This is a genomic window from Flavobacterium sp., assembly GCF_043722275.1.
Lineage (GTDB): Bacteria > Bacteroidota > Bacteroidia > Flavobacteriales > Flavobacteriaceae > Flavobacterium.
On the sequence record NZ_JAYSPC010000130.1, the window covers coordinates 41,472 to 61,197 of the forward strand.

16 protein-coding genes are annotated in these 19,726 nt (G+C 33.9%); 8 read left to right on the top strand and 8 right to left on the bottom strand.

The genetic code is table 11. The features are described from left to right. Window positions 1–37 precede the first annotated feature (37 nt). Window positions 38–2,722, top strand: a complete 2,685-nt coding sequence (gene ligD, locus ACHZDT_RS16060; RefSeq protein WP_394775635.1) for a DNA ligase D — start codon at window positions 38–40, stop codon at window positions 2,720–2,722. Here the strand turns inward: ligD and ACHZDT_RS16065 are convergent. From ACHZDT_RS16065 to ACHZDT_RS16085, 5 genes are all read right to left on the bottom strand, one after another. Next, on the bottom strand, window positions 2,719–3,489 hold the full coding sequence (locus tag ACHZDT_RS16065; RefSeq protein ID WP_394775636.1) for a Ku protein: 771 nt from the start codon (window positions 3,487–3,489) through the stop codon (window positions 2,719–2,721). The two genes, ligD and ACHZDT_RS16065, sit on opposite strands and share 4 nt — an antisense overlap. Window positions 3,490–3,509: 20 nt before the next feature. Continuing rightward, window positions 3,510–3,869 carry an STAS/SEC14 domain-containing protein gene (locus tag ACHZDT_RS16070; RefSeq protein WP_394775637.1) on the bottom strand — a complete coding sequence of 120 codons (360 nt, stop codon included), beginning with the start codon at window positions 3,867–3,869 and terminating at the stop codon, window positions 3,510–3,512. Between the two features lie 1,060 nt (window positions 3,870–4,929). Next, on the bottom strand, window positions 4,930–5,691 hold the full coding sequence (locus ACHZDT_RS16075) for an alpha/beta hydrolase (protein WP_394775638.1): 762 nt from the start codon (window positions 5,689–5,691) through the stop codon (window positions 4,930–4,932). A gap of 136 nt (window positions 5,692–5,827) precedes the next feature. After that, on the bottom strand, window positions 5,828–6,199 hold the full coding sequence (locus tag ACHZDT_RS16080) for a hypothetical protein (protein ID WP_394775639.1): 372 nt from the start codon (window positions 6,197–6,199) through the stop codon (window positions 5,828–5,830). A gap of 2 nt (window positions 6,200–6,201) precedes the next feature. After that, entirely contained in the window at window positions 6,202–7,158 is a 957-nt protein-coding gene (locus ACHZDT_RS16085) for a heme-binding domain-containing protein (RefSeq protein WP_394775640.1), read from the bottom strand. A gap of 268 nt (window positions 7,159–7,426) precedes the next feature. Between ACHZDT_RS16085 and ACHZDT_RS16090 the strand changes: the two genes are divergently transcribed. Continuing rightward, on the top strand, window positions 7,427–8,545 hold the full coding sequence (locus ACHZDT_RS16090; protein WP_394775641.1) for a LytTR family transcriptional regulator DNA-binding domain-containing protein: 1,119 nt from the start codon (window positions 7,427–7,429) through the stop codon (window positions 8,543–8,545). Between the two features lie 161 nt (window positions 8,546–8,706). Here ACHZDT_RS16090 and ACHZDT_RS16095 read toward each other — a convergent pair whose 3' ends face one another. After that, window positions 8,707–9,474: a methyltransferase domain-containing protein gene (locus tag ACHZDT_RS16095; protein ID WP_394775642.1), complete on the bottom strand. Its 768-nt coding sequence runs from the start codon at window positions 9,472–9,474 to the stop codon at window positions 8,707–8,709. Between the two features lie 418 nt (window positions 9,475–9,892). Between ACHZDT_RS16095 and ACHZDT_RS16100 the strand changes: the two genes are divergently transcribed. From ACHZDT_RS16100 to ACHZDT_RS16115, 4 genes are all read left to right on the top strand, one after another. Beyond that, window positions 9,893–10,855: a GlxA family transcriptional regulator gene (locus ACHZDT_RS16100; protein WP_394775643.1), complete on the top strand. Its 963-nt coding sequence runs from the start codon at window positions 9,893–9,895 to the stop codon at window positions 10,853–10,855. A 259-nt stretch (window positions 10,856–11,114) separates the two neighbouring features. Further along, complete coding sequence (locus ACHZDT_RS16105) at window positions 11,115–11,681, top strand: cysteine hydrolase family protein (RefSeq protein WP_394775644.1); 567 nt, start codon at window positions 11,115–11,117, stop codon at window positions 11,679–11,681. A 368-nt stretch (window positions 11,682–12,049) separates the two neighbouring features. Continuing rightward, complete coding sequence (gene ribB, locus ACHZDT_RS16110) at window positions 12,050–12,712, top strand: 3,4-dihydroxy-2-butanone-4-phosphate synthase (protein WP_394775645.1); 663 nt, start codon at window positions 12,050–12,052, stop codon at window positions 12,710–12,712. Between the two features lie 3 nt (window positions 12,713–12,715). Then, window positions 12,716–13,288 carry a Crp/Fnr family transcriptional regulator gene (locus tag ACHZDT_RS16115; protein ID WP_394775646.1) on the top strand — a complete coding sequence of 191 codons (573 nt, stop codon included), beginning with the start codon at window positions 12,716–12,718 and terminating at the stop codon, window positions 13,286–13,288. Window positions 13,289–13,700: 412 nt separating this feature from the next. Here ACHZDT_RS16115 and ACHZDT_RS16120 read toward each other — a convergent pair whose 3' ends face one another. Continuing rightward, complete coding sequence (locus ACHZDT_RS16120; protein WP_394775647.1) at window positions 13,701–15,398, bottom strand: ribonucleoside-diphosphate reductase subunit alpha; 1,698 nt, start codon at window positions 15,396–15,398, stop codon at window positions 13,701–13,703. A gap of 13 nt (window positions 15,399–15,411) precedes the next feature. Continuing rightward, a complete protein-coding gene (locus ACHZDT_RS16125) occupies window positions 15,412–16,386 on the bottom strand; it encodes a ribonucleotide-diphosphate reductase subunit beta (RefSeq protein ID WP_394775648.1) in 975 nt (324 codons plus the stop codon). A 601-nt stretch (window positions 16,387–16,987) separates the two neighbouring features. On the opposite strand from ACHZDT_RS16125, the gene ACHZDT_RS16130 reads away from it, so the two are divergent. After that, entirely contained in the window at window positions 16,988–17,548 is a 561-nt protein-coding gene (locus tag ACHZDT_RS16130; protein WP_394775649.1) for a GNAT family N-acetyltransferase, read from the top strand. Window positions 17,549–18,096: 548 nt separating this feature from the next. Further along, the gene (locus tag ACHZDT_RS16135; protein ID WP_394775650.1) at window positions 18,097–19,656 is read left to right on the top strand and encodes a histidine kinase; all 1,560 of its coding nucleotides are present in this window, start codon (window positions 18,097–18,099) and stop codon (window positions 19,654–19,656) included. Window positions 19,657–19,726 lie beyond the last annotated feature (70 nt).

Below are 19,726 nucleotides of genomic sequence, written 5' to 3' on the forward strand. Positions count from 1 at the left end.
CACCTTTCATTAACCATTTTAATACTTGTAAAAGCGTATGTCACTGTCTAAATACAATCAGAAAAGAGATTTTAAACAAACCAAAGAACCTAAAGGAAAAGTGGAAAAATCAGTAAGCAAATTGATATTTGTGGTGCAAAAACACGCCGCATCACATTTGCATTATGATTTTAGGCTTGAAATGGATGGCGTTCTCAAAAGTTGGGCAGTTCCTAAAGGTCCATCTATGAATCCGGATGATAAACGCCTGGCAATGATGGTGGAAGATCATCCTTACAGCTACAAAGATTTTGAAGGTACAATTCCGGAAGGAAATTATGGTGCCGGAAATGTCATTGTTTGGGATAACGGAACTTATACGCCCGATGAACCTACGGAAAATCCGGAGAAAAAATTATTGGCGGATCTTTACAAAGGACATTTAAGTTTTATTCTAAAAGGAAAAAAACTTAAAGGAGAATTTTCGTTGATAAAATTAAGGGGCAAACAGGAAAATGCCTGGTTATTAATCAAAAAACAAGATTCGGACGCAGCTAAAACTGATATTCTGAAAAAAAATAAATCGGTTATATCCGAGCGATCATTGGAAGAACTGGAAAAAAATTCTAAAAAAGCAGCAGAAAAAACAAAGCAAAAATCAGCAGCAATAATTGAAGATGAATCTGATGATGAAGTCGAAGACGAAAAACCTTCAAAAAAAAGAAAGTCTTCGGCCATTGAACCTGCCACTTTTATAAAACCAATGCTGGCGAGTATAAAAGAAAAACCTTTTGATGATGCAGACTGGGTTTTTGAAAATAAATACGATGGATATCGTGCCGTTTCTGTAATTAATACTACTGAAGTACAATTGTTTAGCAGAAATGAACTATCTTTTAATTCCAATTTAAAACCCATTGTCGATGAATTGAAAAAAATAGATCACATTGCGGTTTTAGATGGCGAAGTTGTGGTGGAAGATGAAAACGGAAAAGCGAATTTTCAGTTGCTTCAAAACTACATCAAAACAGGTTTGGGCCATTTAAAATATTATGTTTTTGACCTTTTAAATTTAGATGGAAATAATGTAGCCGATTTGTCTTTACTGGAAAGAAAGGAATTGCTCAAAATCCTGTTTAATAAATATGATTTTACCAATATTTTTTATTCGGAACATACTGTAGGAAAAGGAATTGAACAATTTGAACTTGCGATAAAAAATAAAAGCGAAGGTATTATCGCAAAAAAATCCGACAGTACTTACACGCCTAACAGAAGAAGCAATGAATGGCTGAAAATTAAAATTTCAAATGCCGAAGAAGCAATTATCATTGGCGTAACACAGCCTAAGAATTCGAGAAAATATTTTGGCGCAATTCTGCTTGGACAATATTATGGCAAACGCCTTCAATATATAGGCAAATGCGGAACGGGTTTTACAGAAGCAACGCTCAAGGAATTGTACGTAAAACTGGAACCTTTGTTTGTGAGTGAATCTCCGCTTAGCGAAAAAATCACCATTAAAGATGACATTCAATGGGTAAAACCAAAGTTGGTCAGTCAGATAAAATACTCAGAATGGACCAATGACAAACATTTAAGACATCCTGTTTATCTGGGTTTACGAATTGATAAAAAGGCTTCGGAAGTTTTTGTGCCTTCGAATATTAAAATGGAAACTTCGGCTAAAGAGAATAAAAAAGAGGCAGGAAAAGAGATGGAGGAAAAGATTCAAAAAGAGCCAAGAGGAAAGAGTAAAGAAGAGGCAGGAAAAGAGATGAAAGAAGAAAAAACTATTACTGAAAAACCAACAAATAAAATGGAAAATGATTATGATTTAAAAATTGGGAAAACCACTTTGCATCTTACCAATCAAAACAAGGTTTATTTTCCGGACGATAACATTACAAAGGGCGAAATTGTGCAATATTACAATGAAGTTGCTGATTTGATTTTGCCATATTTAAAGGATCGTCCGCAATCAATGAACCGCTTTCCGGGCGGAATCAAAGGTCCTAGTTTTTATCAAAAAGATGTAGATGTGGATAAGGTTCCGGAATGGCTTAAAACCAAAAAAATATTTTCAGAATCAAATGATGAATATTTAGATTACCTGATTTGCAACGATAAACCAACGTTACTTTATATGGCGAATTTAGGCTGTATTGAAATGAATCCGTGGAATTCGACTATCAAACATGTTGAAAATCCGGATTGGATGGTAATTGATATTGATCCTGAAAAAGATGATTTTGCAGAGGTTGTAAAAACGGCTTTAAAGGTAAAAGAAGTTCTGGACGAACTTGAAACCGAATGTTATTGTAAAACTTCGGGCGCAACGGGATTGCATGTTTATATTCCGCTTGGCGCGCAATATGATTATGATTCGATTAAAATTTTTGGTGAATTATTAGCAACCGAAATCCAATCGCGTTTACCGGAAACAACTTCTTTAGAACGAAGTATCAAGAAAAGAAACCATAAAATATACATTGATTACTTGCAAAACCGACGCGGACAAACGCTTGCAGCTCCATATTCTGTAAGACCAAAACCGGGTGCAACAGTTTCAACGCCATTAGAATGGGACGAAGTAAATTCGAAATTGCATCCGTCACAATTTACTATTAAAAATGTGATGAAACGTTTTGAGAAAAAAGGTGATTTATGGCAGCCTGTTTTAGGAAAAGGTGCTAATATTAAAAAGATATTGCAAAAGCTGGAAAGCAAAAGTCTGGATTAAGAAGATTTCTTCTTATCCAGACTTGCTTTTAACATTGCCATTAAGTCGTCGCTTTGTTTGTGAACGACTTTTAATTTTGGAGCCGCTTGCTTTTTGCCTTTGGCTTTATTTTTAATAATCTGCAAAAGCTTCGCAGTATATTCGTCTTTATAAGCGCTGATATCAAATTTCTCTGTTAACTGATCGATTAATTTCTCTGCCATATCCATTTCTTTGGTCGCTTTTTTAGAAGCCGGAGGAAGTTTTAACTCATTTGGATCTCTGATTTCCTGTTCAAATCTAATTCTGTTTAACAAAATCACATTTTTATACGGTTTTAAAATTGCCAGGCTTTCTTTGTTTCTTAAAACAAAACTCGTCACGCCTACTTTTCCGGATGCTTCAAGCGCATCTCTGAGCAAAGCATAAGCATTCATGGCGCCTTTGTCAGGTTCCAGATAATAAGGTTGTTCGTAGTAAATACTATTGATTTCTTTTTCTAAGGCAAAACTCTGAATTGCGATTGTTTTTGTTTTTTCAGCATCTGCAGCTTGAAAGTCAGCATCTTCAAGAATCACATACTTATCATCAATTTTATAGCCTTTTACAATATCGCCGTAAGCGACTTCTTTACCGGTAGTTTCGTTTACCCTTTTGAATTTGATATTTGAATGATCGTTTTCATCCAGCATATCCATGTCGATATTGCTTTCCTGCACGGCAGAAAATATTTTAATGGGAATATTTATTAACCCAAAACTAATTGATCCTGTCCAAATTGATCTCATGATTTATATATTTAGATAGTTTAATTTCCTTCAACCCATTTCAAAGCTTTATTGAAAGCCAGTTTTTTAAATCCGCGGAATTCTCCGGTTGTATTAAATGTAAATCCATCACCAAAATTCGCATCATCAGAATCTGAAACAATGGCAATTCGGTTCCAATTCTCAAACTGTTTTAATCCGAGGACAGCATCCTGCAACCACGAATTTTCGGTAAAATTTTGAATGTCGGTATCTAATGCAAATAAAAAATTGATTCCGTTTGATTGTTTCGACAAACCTTCGATTTCCGGCAATACAACATTTTTAAAATCAGCAGTTGTTACCTGACCAAGCGCTCTAAAAGCAATTAAATTATTTGCTGTTTCTATTTTATGTATCATAACAATTGGTGTTGAATTATTAAATTAAAAATGAATCATTTCATTCATTTACAGAACATTAAAATTAATCCAGTTATGAGTTGATAATTTTACACGATTCCTGAATGTTCTTATAAAACTTCAATAGTAAAATTTAAATTTCAGCGGGATTATATTATAGAAATCACGCATTTATTTTCGGGATTAAATATTTATAAAACGATTTTCCATTCAAATTTAAAGTTCCAGAGGAATGATATATTTATAGAAAATAAAAATAATTAGAAAAGAACCCCAGCGGGGTGAAATATTTATAGAATGGTGTATTTATAAAACGATTTTTCGTCAAAATTTAAATCCCAGAGGGATGTAATATTTATAGAATGATGTATTATAGAAAATAAAAAATCAATGCAAAGAACCCCATCGGGGTGAAATATTTATGAATGATATATTTATAAAAAAAATGAAACGATATGAAAGAATCCCAGCGGGGTGAAACATTTATAGAATGATATATTTATAAAAACGATTTTCCATTCAAATTTAATCCCAGAGGGATGAAATATTTATAGAATGATGTATTTATAGAAAATAAAAAATCAATGCAAGGAACCCCATCGGGGTGAAATATAAAATTACCATAATAATTATGTCGGCTATAAATATATGTCGCTCCGCTGGAGCTGATCATGCATGTCAATATAAATTTTCTATAAATATATCGCTCCGATGGAGCTAATTTTAATGTATATCATTTGATGGTTACAAATATGTCGCTCCACTGGATGCTATAAATATGTCGCTCCGCTGGATGCTGTAAATATGTCGCTCCACTGGATGCTATAAATATGTCGCTCCGCTGGAGCTGATTATGCATGTCAATAATATTGAATTTCTATAAATATATCGCTCCGCTGGAGCTGATCTTATTGCGAATAACCGGATGGCTATAAATATGTCGTTCTGATGGATGCTATAAATATATCGCTCCGTTGGAGCTAGACAAATAAAATAAATTCCATAAAAAAGCTCCAAAATCTGTGATTTCAGAGCTCTAATAATTAATCCTTTATATAATTTATTTTTTTGCTGTTGCAGCTTCTTCAATAATTTTAAGTACTTCTGTTGGGTGTGAAAGCATTACAACGTGGCTTGCTTCGATTTCGGTTGTTTTAGCATTGGCTCTTTTTGCCATAAATCTTTCTAAATCCGGGCTGATTGCTTTGTCGCTTTTTGCTAAAATGTACCAGCTTGGTTTAGTTTTCCATGCCGGAGTTCCGCTTTTATCTCCAAAAACACCTTGCGCTGCGGGAGTTTGTGTGGCGAAAATCAAGTTTTGGTCTTTCTCTTTTAAATCCTGTGCAAAAACAGTTTTCACGCCTTCTTTAGACAAATAAAGAAAACCATCAACAGGCTCTAAATAATTACTAAGCGTAACCGCGGGACCTTGTACAGATAAACTTGGAAGTGTTTCTCCTAAATCAGGAACCAAAGCCGCAACATAAACCAAGCCTTTTACTTTAGGATCGTTTCCGGCTTGCGTGATCACAAAACCTCCCCATGAATGACCTACTAAAATCACATCTCCTTTTGCTTGTGTAATCGCTCTTTTTGTAGCAGCAACATCATCTGCCAATGAAGTTACTGGATTTTGAACCGAAATTACCGGATATCCTTTTGCTTGTAAAGCGACAATTTGGTTTGAGAATGAAGATCCGTCAGCCCAGATTCCGTGAACAAAAATGATCGTTGGTTTATTTGATTTTGTTTCTTGTGAATACATTGTAATGGTACTAAAAGATACCAAAAGTGCGAAAGCTAAAATTTTAATTGTTTTCATTTTTTAATTTATTTAGTGTTTATTGAATTTATAATTATGGCAGAATCGCCATTTTTTGTTTGAGCATTATTTCAATTTGGCTATGATTACCAATTGTATCTTTTTTGATTTGCATTGCATTTCCTTCAAATTTCTCCTAGTTTATATTTTCTTTTCCGGAAACGGCTTCGACTATTTCGACCGAAATTAATTTTCCCGGAATAATTGCTCCAATCCAGTTCGGATCTGATTTTTGGTGCCATGTAATCCAGACTAATTTTTCGCCTTTTTGCATTTGTAAACCATTGGTTTTTATTCGTTGTATTGCTTTGGGGTTTCCGTACAATAATGCAGTTGTATGTTTTTTAGTATTGATGGAAGAATTAATGACTTTTAAGCCTGAAACCTTGTTCAGTAATGCATCCGGAAGTGACGCTTCATTATTTAAAGCCGTTTGATTTTCTTTATCCGAACAGGCAAAAAGAAAAAACAAACCAATGATTCCTGTAAAATAAACTATCGTTTTCATAATTATTGACGTATTGGAAGCGTGAATACATAATCGTTTTTCTCCATTGGCTGATGGCAATTCATACATTCGATAACAAAATTGGCATTTTTGCCATACGGAACCATTGCAGGAGTTTTAAAGCGGGAAAATCCCCAACCGTTTGTTTTCTGGTATTTCTTATCATCTTTAACCATAAATTCTACTTGTTTAAAAGCACCTTGAGAAATATTTCCGTCTTGATCTTCAATTTCCTCAAATGCCGCTTTTGCTAAAATAGAGCCGTTTGGCCACGGACTAATTTTCTTTTCCTTAATCGCTTTCATCGCAATATCATTCCCGAAAATAATTCGCATTGTTCCATTATCCACTCGTTGCGTTGTACTTATCACAGCCCAGTTTTTATAATCGGCGATATAAGCAATTCCGTTAGGCGCTTTAGGTATTTGAGCTGTTTTTTGAGCTTTATTTATAGCTTCGGCCTGATGATTTAACGCTTTTATTTTTGAAGTATCCTGAGGTTTATTATTCACTCTGAGGCTCCATATATAGTTTTGAAGTACTTTGATGTCCTTTTGAGACAATTTAGCCTGAGGATGTGCCAATGTATAACTCGCTAAAGGCATTGCTCCCTGAGAAATCTGGTTGATGGATTCCCACAGTTTTGCTTTTTGATCTGCCGGAGACAATTCATCCCATTTAGAAAAATTAAGTCCGCTCCTTCCCTCTTTTATATGTTGTGCAACCAACCATGAAACCGGAACTATTTTATCGTACCAACTTAAATTAGTTTGGTTGGAATGACAATCGTAACAAGAATTTTTTAGAATGGTTTGTACTTCATGTGGCACTTTTACATCTCCGGTAACTGGTGGATTTATAATAACAGGACGAAAAAATTGCATTGCTAAAACAACTCCAAACAAAATTACTAATGAGATTATGATTGCTCTTTTTTTATACCGTTGCGGCTTTTTCATAGGATTACTTTTTATTTAATTTAGAATGACTTTTTCAATTATTATCCAATATATACTTGGGAAATTCAAATCTTTTCAGGTAAAAATGTTATCTGTCTAAAAATTTATAGTGCAAATAAAGACATGGAAAGCGCCTGAAATCAAAGAAAAGTGCGCGAAAGGGAAAAAATGAACTTAAAAGGGAATAAATAGAATGGAAAGAAATTTTGATTATCAATTTCTAAACTTATTATTAATTAAATTTGGCTCACAAATAGAAAATTTTCCCATGAAAAAAGACAAACTTTATCTTTTTACATTTTTATCATTACTTGTTGTCGTTTATATCTGCGGATATTTTAGTATGAATTATTTGGTAAGTTTAAGTGCGGAACAATTTCTAAAAATTCAGATTGAGTCGAGTAAAAGAGAAGCCAAAGAAATGGCGAATTTGATTTCGTATCAGGCACAACAGAATCCTGACAGAAAGGTAATCATTAATAACGTACAAAGCAGCATTGAAAAAACCGACACGCAAACGGGGTTTATTTGTATGTTTGACCAAACTGGGAAAGAAGTATGCCATCCTGATCCGGCAAGAATTGGCGCAATGACGCTTCCTAATGAATCGTACATTTCTAAGACGCATAATGAAGTAAATCCTGAAGATTTTTACAACTATATAAAAAATAAAACCGAAGGCGGCGGCATCAGGCGTTTTAGCAATCCTGATCACGGAACGGAAATTATCTATTTGTATCCCGTTAAAAATACCGATTGGATTATTGCCTCACATGCCAACATAAAAAGCATTAACGATCAGGTACAAAACCTGAAATTTTACTTTATTCTCGTTTATATAAGTACCGGAGCTTTGATTGTTTTGCTTTCTTTTTTTATGATTCGCCTTTTCGGAAGTCGGTATGAGAGAAAACTCGAAGAGAAAAATGAAAATCTGGTTAATGAAGTTTTAAGTTTATCAAAACTCAATTATGATTTGACAAATTATAAATCAAAACTGGAATTAAACGAGCAAATTAAAACTCCGGAAACTTCGGTTCTTCCTTCGAATAAAAAAAGAATCCTGACGCATTTGAAAAACGAAATTGTCACGCTCGAAATTGACCAAATCGCTTATATCTACATGGAAAACACAATCACTTACGTGAAAGATGTAAACGGAAAAGTGTCGACGAGCAACAGCAGTTTAGATGAAATTTACAGCGATTTAGACAACACAATATTTTTTAGAGCAAACAGACAATTTATTCTTGCCATAAAATCAATTGATAAAATCCTCAAATACGGTAATAATCAGCTGAAAATTGAAGTTGTTCCAAAATCAGCAATTGATGTGATTATTAGTAAAAATAAAGCCGCAGAGTTTAAAGCATGGCTGAATAAATAGCAAGGAAATTAAATTGCAATAAACCTAACAGGTTTTATCCCGAGGCTTCGGGACTGTTAGGTTTGTCAAAGATTACCAACATATAGTTCGTAATGAAACAAATTCTAAATTTAAAAAAATCTTTTAAATCGCTTCAATCAGTGGCTATTATTTAAAATAGATTATACTTTCCTGCCATAAAGCAAAAGCCTTTTAAACGAATATATCGCGGGAAGTTTCGGGAAATGATCTGCTATTCTTTCCTTATACGTTTTAATAAAAAGCTCTTTCTCCTTGCCTTCCAATCGTTCTATGTACGGAATCAATGCCGAACCCGATATAAAATTATAAAGCGTCTCATGATCGTTTGCAATTATAGGATACACCTTTTGCAGCATCTGAATATTTTCAAGTCCGCCATCAAAAAGAATTTGTGCATATTCGTCAATACTCAAAACCGGAGAATCTCTTTTGTAACCTTTTAGATAAGTTTTAAAAGGTTCTTCGTTAGCTAATTCTAACAAGATTTTATTCAGTTTATTTTCCGGCTGAACAGGCATTTGTACCGCAAATTGCCCTTTAGAATTCAGCACTTCCAGCAATTTTGCAAATATAGTTTCATGATTATCCGACCATTGTAAAGCGGCGTTACTAAAAATCAAATCCCATTTTTCTGCGGACGCAATTGTTTCTTCGGTAGTTGCTTTTCTAAAATGTAAATTATCAGTTTCCAAAGCCTTAGATTGTTCCAGCATTTCTGCCGAAGAATCAACACCCAGAAAATCAGCTTCCTTGAATTTATCTGCTAAAATAGCCGTTTGTTCACCCGTTCCGCAACCTAAATCAATAGCTTTCATTCCGTTTACGGGTTCAATAAAATCAGCCAAATCATAAAATGGCTGATACCGAATATTTTTAAACTTATTATAAATTTCAGGATTCCAGGGCATTTGTAAGTCTTTTAGATTTTATATTTTGATCATAAAAAGTTGGTGATCAAAATAAAATTGGGTTACTATTGACTAAGATACGGAATATTGTATTTCAAAAATTATCTATGGATTTTTTTGTTTTTGCTGGCGCGATCGCCCCTTCATAAACCTAAGTATATATTTTAGATAAGCTTTGATGTGTAAACTTTTTCAGGAAGAGAAACGGTTTATTCGCAAGAGCGGAGTGATTTTCTATGTGGAACTTCTAATACTATTTCTCTCTTCGATCAAAATGACAAAAGCAACACGTATAAATACGGTTTTTAGTGAATGCATCATCTATCGTGGTAACTCGCCCAATTTCATAAGCTTTAAAAATGAAATTAATACTATATTTTTGTGTCAATCATAATGAGTATTTACGACATTCGAACCCATGACAAAAACAATTGCAACCGTTTATTTTTACATTCCGCAACAAGTCACACTTCTGGATTTGAGTGGCGTTTTGCAGGTTTTTCAGGAAGCGAAACTTTTGGGTTTTGAGTACGGGATTAACTTTATAAGCAGTACAACTTCTGTGATTTGTTCGTCGGGGTTAGAATTAGCTTCGCTGACGCATTTTTCAAAAGTAAATCCGCAGGAAAATGACCTTGTTTTTATTTCGGGATTCAGCACGCATCAAATTGATCTTGATAGCGAAGATGCTTCTTTTTTTACGTGGCTTCGGCAAATAAATGCCAATCAAACTACGATTTGCAGTATTTGTTCTGCCGCTTTTCTTTTGGCGAAAGCCGGACTTTTAAACCACAAAGAATGTACGACGCACTGGAAACTGGTCGATAAACTTAAAAAGGAATATCCGCTTGCAAAAACTCAAAATAATACTTTATTTACGCAATCCGGAAATATTTATACAAGCGCGGGAATTATAACGGGAATCGATCTCGCTTTGCATATTATTGAGGAACGACACGGCAAGGAAACTGCGGCGACAATTGCCAAAGAAATGGTGGTTTATAAACGAAGACGCGGAAATGACGAACAGGAAAGTGTTTATTTGCAAAACCGAAACCATCATGACGAGAAGATTCACATCATTCAGGATTGGATTATTTCGAATTTAGATAAAACTTCTACCATAGATTTTCTGGCTGAATTAGTGCACGTGGGTCCAAGAAATCTGACCCGAATTTTCAAGAAACAAACGGGAATCACTATCGCCGAATATCGAACGAAACTGAGAATCGAAAAAGCGAAAAGTCTGCTTATGAATTCCGATTATAAAATTGAGCATATCGCCCATTTGTGCGGTTACAAAACTTCTAAACAATTAAGGATTCTTCTTGAAACTCATCTTGATGCATTGCCCAGCGCTATTAAAAATAAGCTGTCTTAAAACGACTATCTTTTGTCCTTTTTTGGTTGTTATTACAAAAGTACATTTGTAATGATAAAAACGTTGAGTTGTTTTTAACCCATAGAAACATAGATTTTTTCTTAATTTAAATAGGTATTTCACTTACTTAAAACATAGTTGATTATTATGACGGAAATTTATTCTTCTAATATCTTCTCTTTAAAAAATTTTGGACCTGTGTTTCTATGTGTTAAAAAACAACGCCAACGAATTAGCTAACAATCTAACTTATAAAAAAATGAAACTTAGAGATCATAATGCTGCCTTAATTTTAATTGATGTTCAAAAAGGTTTTAACGAAGAAGATATTTGGGGCGGCAACAGAAATAACAAAGATGCTGAATTGAAAATGGCTAAGATTCTGGAGCAATGGAGATCGCTCGAATTGCCTGTTTTTCATATCGTTCACAGTTCTGTACATCCAGATTCGAAACTTCATGCTTCGCATCCGGGATTTGAAATCAAGGACGAAGTAAAACCTATTAATGGCGAAACGGTAATTACAAAAAATGTAAACAGCGCTTTTATAGGGACAAATTTACAAGAAAAACTGGATAATCTTAACATCAATAAACTGGTAATTGTTGGGCTTACGACAAATCATTGTGTTTCGACAACAACAAGAATGGCAGGAAATTTAGGGTTTGAAGTGTATTTAATTGCTGATGCAACGGCAACTTTTGACCGAATTGGGATCAACGGCGAAAAATTTGATTCGGAGTTAGTACATCAAATATCCCTGGCGAGTTTGCACAACGAATTTGCTCAGGTTATAGCTACTAAGACACTTCTGGAATTGGTTTGATTTTTTGAGGAGAAAAACTTTGCCACCAATTTTTACGAATTTTCGCTAATTTCTTTGTAAGACTTTATATTAAAGAAAAAGTCTGCCACAAATTACACGAATTTTCACGAATTATTTTTTTTGAGACTGCAAATAGTATTGCTTCTATCTTTTTTAATCTAAAAGATTGTAAAAAAGAAATTTTGCGAAAATTTGTGTAATTTGTGGTTAAATAATTCGCGAAAATTCGTGTAATTCGTGGCAACCTTCTTTCCTCAAAAATTCGTGACTAACTTAAATTTGTCATTCATTTTATTGACCTATATCAAACTTTTGCGTTTAAAACAACTTTAGCTTTGCTGCTCATTAAATTAAATACCAACAACACAATGATCAGCACACTAACATATCCACTGGAAAAATTTGGCTTAACAAGCACAGAACGTGTAGAAAAAGCTTTAATACATTTGCAAAACGGAAAAGGAATTTTATTAACCGATGATGAAAATCGCGAAAATGAAGGTGATCTGATTTTTTCGGCACAACATATGACGGTTCAGAATATGGCAATGATGATTCGTGAATGCAGCGGAATTGTCTGTCTTTGCCTGACAAATGATAAAGCAGATCAACTGGAATTGCCTTATATGGTGAAGGAAAATACGAGTAGTTTTCAGACTCCGTTTACGATAACAATCGAAGCTAAAAACGGTGTTACAACGGGAGTTTCGGCAGCTGACAGACTTACAACTATTAAAACGGCGTCAGCAAAAAACTCTCAGGCTTCAGACTTGGCGAGACCCGGACATATTTTCCCTTTACGTGCCAAAAACAATGGTGTTCTGGAAAGAAACGGACATACTGAAGGCAGTGTCGATTTGATGAAACTGGCGGGTTTACAGCCGGAAGCAGTTTTATGCGAACTAATGAATGAAGATGGCAGTATGGCTAAACTTGACAAAATCATTAGCTTTGCAGATCAGCACGATTTGGTAGTTTTATCTATAGAAGATATTATTTATTACCGCAAATTCGTGAGAGATTATAAATAAACGATGTTATACGAACAACTTGGTGCTTATATAAAAAATCGTATTGAGGTTTCTGATGAAGATCTCAATACGATTTTGTCCTATTTTAAACCTTTAAATCAAGGCAAAAATGATTTGTTGCTTTCGGCAGGACAAACAAGTCAGAACACTTATTTTGTTGGGAAAGGCTGTTTGAGAATCTTTTTTATCAATGAAGAAGGAAAAGATGTTACGCGATATATTGCTTTCGAAAATCAGCTTGCGACGGCATTAGTGAGTTTTATTACTAAATTGCCTTCTATTGAATATATTCAAGTGATCGAAAAATCGGAATTACTGTATATCAGTCACGAAGATTTTAATCATTTAATAAAGATTATTCCGCAATGGCGTGAATTTTATTGTCATTATTTAGAACGTGCTTATGTCAATAATACCAATCGCCTTATGTCGTTTACAACAATGGATGCTTTAGAAAGATACCAATTGTTGCTCAAAATAAATCCGGCTATTGTAAAACGATTGCCTAATAAAATTGTGGCTTCATATATTAATATTTCGCAGGAAACTTTAAGCAGATTGAAATCTAAGTTTTGATATTTCTGTAAAGATAAAACCCAATCTTGTCATCTCGACGCAGGAGAGATCACACATGCTTTGCGCAACTGTTGTCCAGTTGCTTGATGAGATTTCTCGTTCCTCGAAATGACAAAGTTTGCGGTTAATCTTTGTCAAAGTTTAAAACTTTGACAAAGATGGCAAGATTTAAATCTGCGTAAAATCGGTTTAATCCGTGTAATCCGTGGGCGAAAAACAAAGGAAAATCTTTGTCGAGTTACTTGATGAGATTTCTCGTTCCTCGAAATGACAGACTTTGCGGTTACTATGCTGAATCCAATCTTTGTCGAGCTACTTGATGAGATTTCTCCTTCGTCGAAATGACAATCTTTGTGGTTAATCCGTGGGCAAAAACCAAAATAGGCTGCCCCAAAGAGACAGCCTATTTATATTATGATTCGCAACTGCTGCAAGTAACTAAACTCGCAACCAGTTCTTTAGATACGCTTTGACTGCGTTGGTAATAAAGGCTTTTGATTCCTAATTGCCAGGCTTCTATAATCAAACGGTTTACTTCTTTAACAGGTAAATCTGATGGGATATTTAAGTTGATGCTTTGTCCCTGATCTACAAATTTCTGACGAATTGAGGCTTGCTGAATAATCTCTAACTGACTGATTTCTTTAAAGGTTTTAAATACATCTTTTTCATTCTGGCTTAACTGGCTCATGTGTTGAACGCTTCCGCCATTTAGCATGATTTCCCTCCAGACTTCCTCATTATCAAGACCTTTTTCTTCCAGTAATGTTTTAAGGTATTTATTTTTACGCATAAAATTACCTTTGCTTAATCCTGCTTTATAGTAATTACTGCTAAAAGGTTCAATTCCAGGTGAAGTTTGTCCTAAAATAGCCGATGATGAAGTTGTTGGCGCAATTGCCATTGTTGTGGTATTACGTCTTCCGTAACCTTTTAACAATTCCGGTTCGCCATAAATTCGGGCTAAATCCTGCGTTGCTTTGTCGGCTTTATCACTAATATGCTGGAAAATTTCTGTTGTTTTCATTTTGGCTTCAAGCCCTTCAAACGGAATCATATTTTTTTGTAAATACGAGTGCCATCCTAATACTCCAAGTCCAAGTGCGCGGTGTCTTTTAGCAAAACGATTCGCTGCCGAAAGGTAATAATTACCTTCTGTTTTTTCTATGAATTCCTGTAAAACGGCGTCAAGGAAAAAGATGGCCAGTTTTACGGCTTCGGTATCTTTCCATTCTTCATAAAGTTCCAGATTCATTGACGAAAGACAGCAAATAAACGATTCGTCAACGCTTGATGGCAACATGATTTCACTGCACAAATTACTGGCATTGATGCGCAGGTTTTTGTCTTTATAAACTTGTGGCTTGTTTTTATTTACGTTGTCGCTAAAAAAGATGTAAGGCAATCCTTTTTGCTGACGGCTTTCTAATACTTTTGCCCAAATTTGTCTTTTATCAGCATCGCCATCAATCATTTCCTGCATCCAGTAATCAGGAACGCAAATTCCTGTAAACAAGTTCTGGATTGGGTTTCCGATGCTTTTTATCTTCAAAAATTCTTCGATATCCGGATGATCTACGTCTAAATAAGCGGCAAATGCTCCTCGGCGAACGCCACCTTGCGAAATCGTATCCATCGTTGTATCAAAAAGTTTCATGAAACTTACCGCTCCACTACTCTTTCCGTTATCGGTTACGGCACTTCCGCGCTCGCGTAATTCGCCAAAATATCCTGAAGTTCCGCCACCAATTTTGGTTTGCATGATTACTTCACCTAATTTATGTGTAATTCCTTCGATTTCGTCCGGAACGTGAACATTAAAACAAGAAATTGGCAAACCGCGTTCTGTTCCCATATTAGCCCAAACAGGTGAACTAATACTCATCCAGCCGCGTTCGATCATTTCTACAAAAGACTCTTTTAACTCAGGTTTGTATAATCTTTTTGCCGCTGCGGTACAAATTCTGTCAATTGCACCTTCTACAGTTTCGCCTTTTAAAAGATAACCACGGTTTAAAATTTGTTCACTTTCAGAGTTTTTCCACCACATTTTATTATCTGCTTCACTTAACGGAAGGCTTTTTCCTGAAATTGTATCTATTGTATTCATAATTAACTTGCTTTTAGAAAAGGTCATTTGCGGTAATACTTTTGTCATGTTTAGTATATTCTACTGGTCTTTTTGCAAAGAAATCATCCAGACTATTGGCAAAAACTTCTTCTTCAAACCATGCCATAGCTTTATAATCATCGGCAGGAACATTGAATATAGTATCAATACCTATTTGGGTTAAACTTTCATCAATTCTAAATTTCATGAAGTTTACCAAATCTGCTTTTTTGATACTTTCGATTTCACCATCTTCAAATATCCAGTCTAATATATTTGCTTCTACATCTATAGAATTCTTAACTGTTTCACGAACAAGCGCTAAAGTTTCCTCATCAAAATAATCAGGAAATTCTTCACGTATTTTATTAATGATATAAATTCCGCCATTTGCATGAATTTGTTCGTCTATTGAAGTCCATGCAATAATATTACTTACATTTTTCATGTATCCTTTGAATCTTGTAAACGATAATAATATCGCAAACTGACTAAAAAGTGACACATTTTCGATAAGAATACTAAACAAAATCAACGAAACCACATACTTTTTATTGTCTTGTGATTTGGTATCTTTAAGAACATCCGAAAGATAATCAACACGTTTGCGGACTACCGGAATGTCCATCAGTTTTTCGAATTCATCATTATATCCTAAAACCTCCAGAAGACGCGAATATGCCTCTGAATGTCTGAATTCACATTCGGCAAAAGTGCTTCCTAATCCGTTAAATTCCGGTTTTGGAAAATGCTCGTAAATGTTTCCCCAAAAACTTTTTACCGCTACTTCAATTTGTGCAATTGCCAATAAACTATTTTTGATTGCAGTTTTTTCAGCAGTATTTAAATGCGAATGAAAATCCTGAGTATCAGCAGTAAAATCAACTTCGGTATGAACCCAATATGCTTTGTTTATGGCTTCTGTAAATTGTAATACTTCTGGATATTCAAAAGGTTTATAATTGATTCTTTTATCGAAAATAGACATATATATAATATTAAATGGTGACTTATTGAGAATAAAAATGGTTCGTTTATTTGGGGATTTTAACGACATTTTGATCATTACAAAATTAACCCACAGTTCTTGTTTTGACTTCATTTTGGTGTTAAAAATCCGCACAATTATCAACAGGCTGAATCCTTTGAAAAACGATGAAAAAATTACTTTTATCAACAGCCATATAATATCGTCTAACAACCGTGACATCAGTTATTTGAAATAAATCTAAATAGAGTTATCAACAGAAAATGTCCTTCGGATTCTGCTTTCCTGAAAAATAACTTATCAACAATGAAATTTAAAAAAGTACTATTAATAACACAGATTTATCCTTTTGCGAAAAATAATTATGACCTGATTTTAGATTTGGAACAAAATAAATATTGCAACATCTTTTAGTTTTTCATGTATCTTTTGAAATAAATAATCACTTGATTTTAAACGCATTAACTTATTATTTTATAAAGTTTAAATCGTGTAATTTCTAATTAAAATCTAAAAATATTACCTAATTATTGCATTATTTCAATGAAACTTACTGATATTTAAAAGTTACTGTAATTTTGTACCTAAAAAGAAAAAAATCATGATCATAAGAAAAGCAGCTTTTGAAGATTCAGAAACTATTGCAAAATATTTATTATTGGCGATGGAAGAAATTATCTATAAATTCATTGGCGAAAAGGATTCAAAAACGGCGTATTATTTTGTGCTTCATTTTGTGGAATCTGAAAAGAATCAATATTCATATGAAAATTGTTTTGTAGCCGAGGAAAATGATGAAATTGTAGGCGCAGTTTCTGTTTATGAAGGCGGAAGATTGCATGAATTACGACAACCTATTATTGATTATGTCCGCCTTAATTTTAATCCTGATTTTGATCCCGAAGATGAAACCCAACGTGGCGAATTTTATATCGATTCTTTGGGCGTAAGTCCGGATCATCAGGGAAAAGGTATTGGATCTAAACTCCTGCAATTCCTGATCGAAGAATATGTTACGCAATATAATGAAACATTGGGTTTATTGGTGGAAGATGAAAATCCGAACGCGAAGAAATTGTATTTAAAATTAGGTTTTGAAGTTGTTGGAACGAAAACTTTAGTGGGGAAAACTTTGGAACATCTTCAATTGAAAAGAGAATAGTTTTTGTTTCATGTTTCACATTGAAACAATCTTTGACAAACCTAACAGGTTTAACGCGTCGTAAAAACCTGATATCTGAAACAATTTATAACCGCAATCTTTGACAAACCTGACAGTCCCGAAGCCTCGGGATAAAACCTGTCAGGTTTAACGCATCGTAAAAAACTGATATCTAAAACAATTTATAACCGCAATCTTTGGCAAACCTGACAGGTTTTGAAAACCTGTCAGGTTTAACGCGTCGTAAAAAACTGATATCTAAAACAATTTCAAACCGTAATCTTTGGCAAACCTGACAGTCCCGAAGCCTCGGGATAAAACCTGTCAGGTTTAACGCGTCGTGAAAAACCTGAAACCTGAAACTTTAAACAATTTAAACAACTTTTTCCTCCTTAACAAGATTTTTACTAAACGAGTGGTCGAAATATGCGTAATCTTTTGCTAACTAATATGGTATGATTCAAAAAGTTTTATATTTACGCACGAAAAAAATTAATACCACATTGTTATAAGGGTTTAAATGCATCCTTATTTTTTAAATTACATCTTTGAAATTCAATTTTAAAAATACCTTTTCCGGTCGGAACTTCTTTATTTTAGGAATCATTTTTATATTTCTTACGCTGCTTTCTATTTACATTTTTAGCGGATTAATGACGCAGGTAACTGAAAAATCAAATACTGCAATCGAGCAACGTGGCTTTTTGAAAAAACAGGAAGTTATGGCGCAGGAATTGTCCCGATTACTTCAAACTCAAAACGAACTAAAAGGTGTTGTTGAAATGAGCAATACCAAAAACTTATCTGATAATTTGAAAGTTTTAAGCGCGATTCATTCTAATGATAGTTTGGTGAAAAATAATTGGTTTCAGATTAATAATCAAAAAATAGAATTTTCTTCTTCTGAAAGTAAAAATTTAGAAACTTCCATAAAAGATTTTGTTTTCAAAAAAGGGAATCTAAGTGAGTTTAATAGTATTGTTGAAGATGGTCAAAACTTTTTCTGGCGGATTTATTATAAATATGCTGCTAAAAATGGTTCTGTGATTCGGTACGGATATGATATTGATTTGAAATCACTGCAAACTTATTTCTCGACAATTGATCAAAAAGCCCCAAATTATGCTTTTGTCTTTAACAAAAAAGGTACGATTATTTACCATCCTGAAATAAAATTACTGAAAAAGAATATTTTTAAAATCACCAATATATCGGCTGGCGATACGACTTTTAAGGATATCGACAGCTTTAGCCGAAAAATTGCACTTTCGGAATATCTTGGGCTGGACATTGTGCGTTATACAAAACGTTTGAATATAAAAGGTACAAATTGGTATTTGTGTGTCAATTTTCCAAAAAAAGTTTCTTCGGAAGATGTTGATGCGGTAAAAAAGTACGCTTCGTTAATTTACTTTATTACAACTGCCATTCTGATTGTGTTCTTTTATCTCTTTACGATTTTTACGCGTAGAACTTTTCAGGAGAAAGAGGTTTTGGCACAAGAAAAAAATAAGCTGCTTTTAGAAAATGAAAAAATCAATAAGGAAAAAGCACTAATTCAGCTGCAACAATTAAAAGAGCAGATTAATCCGCATTTTTTATTCAATTCGCTGAATTCACTTTATATGCTGATTGAAAATAATACGGGAGTTGCGCGTAAATTTACTTTGAACCTTTCTAAAATTTACAGATATCTTATTAATCCTCCTATCAATAATATTGTGACGGTTCAGGAAGAATTGCTTTTTATCGAGAAATATATCTTTTTGCAACAAACTCGTTTTAGTGCCGAATTTGTTTTTAGTATTCATATCGATGATGAAAGTATATTGGCTAAAAAAGTGCCTTATCTGGCTTTTCAAATCGCGGTTGAAAATGCTATAAAACACAATATCGCATCTGAAGAAACTCCTTTAAAAATAAGGATTGACATAAAAGAAGATGTTGCGATTATTACTAATAATTTAAACGAAAAGCAAAACTTCGAGAAAGAATCTAGGTTTGGTCACAAATACTTAGAAAGTATTTACAAATATTACTCAAAAAACGATTTTGAAGTCTTTAAAAAAGACGGAGATTTTACTTGCATTTTGCCTTTAATTGGATAAAATAAAAACATTCACTCCCGAAAAAAAGCCATTCACTCCTTTTTGTTTTTTTTAACGTTAATCCTGCAAT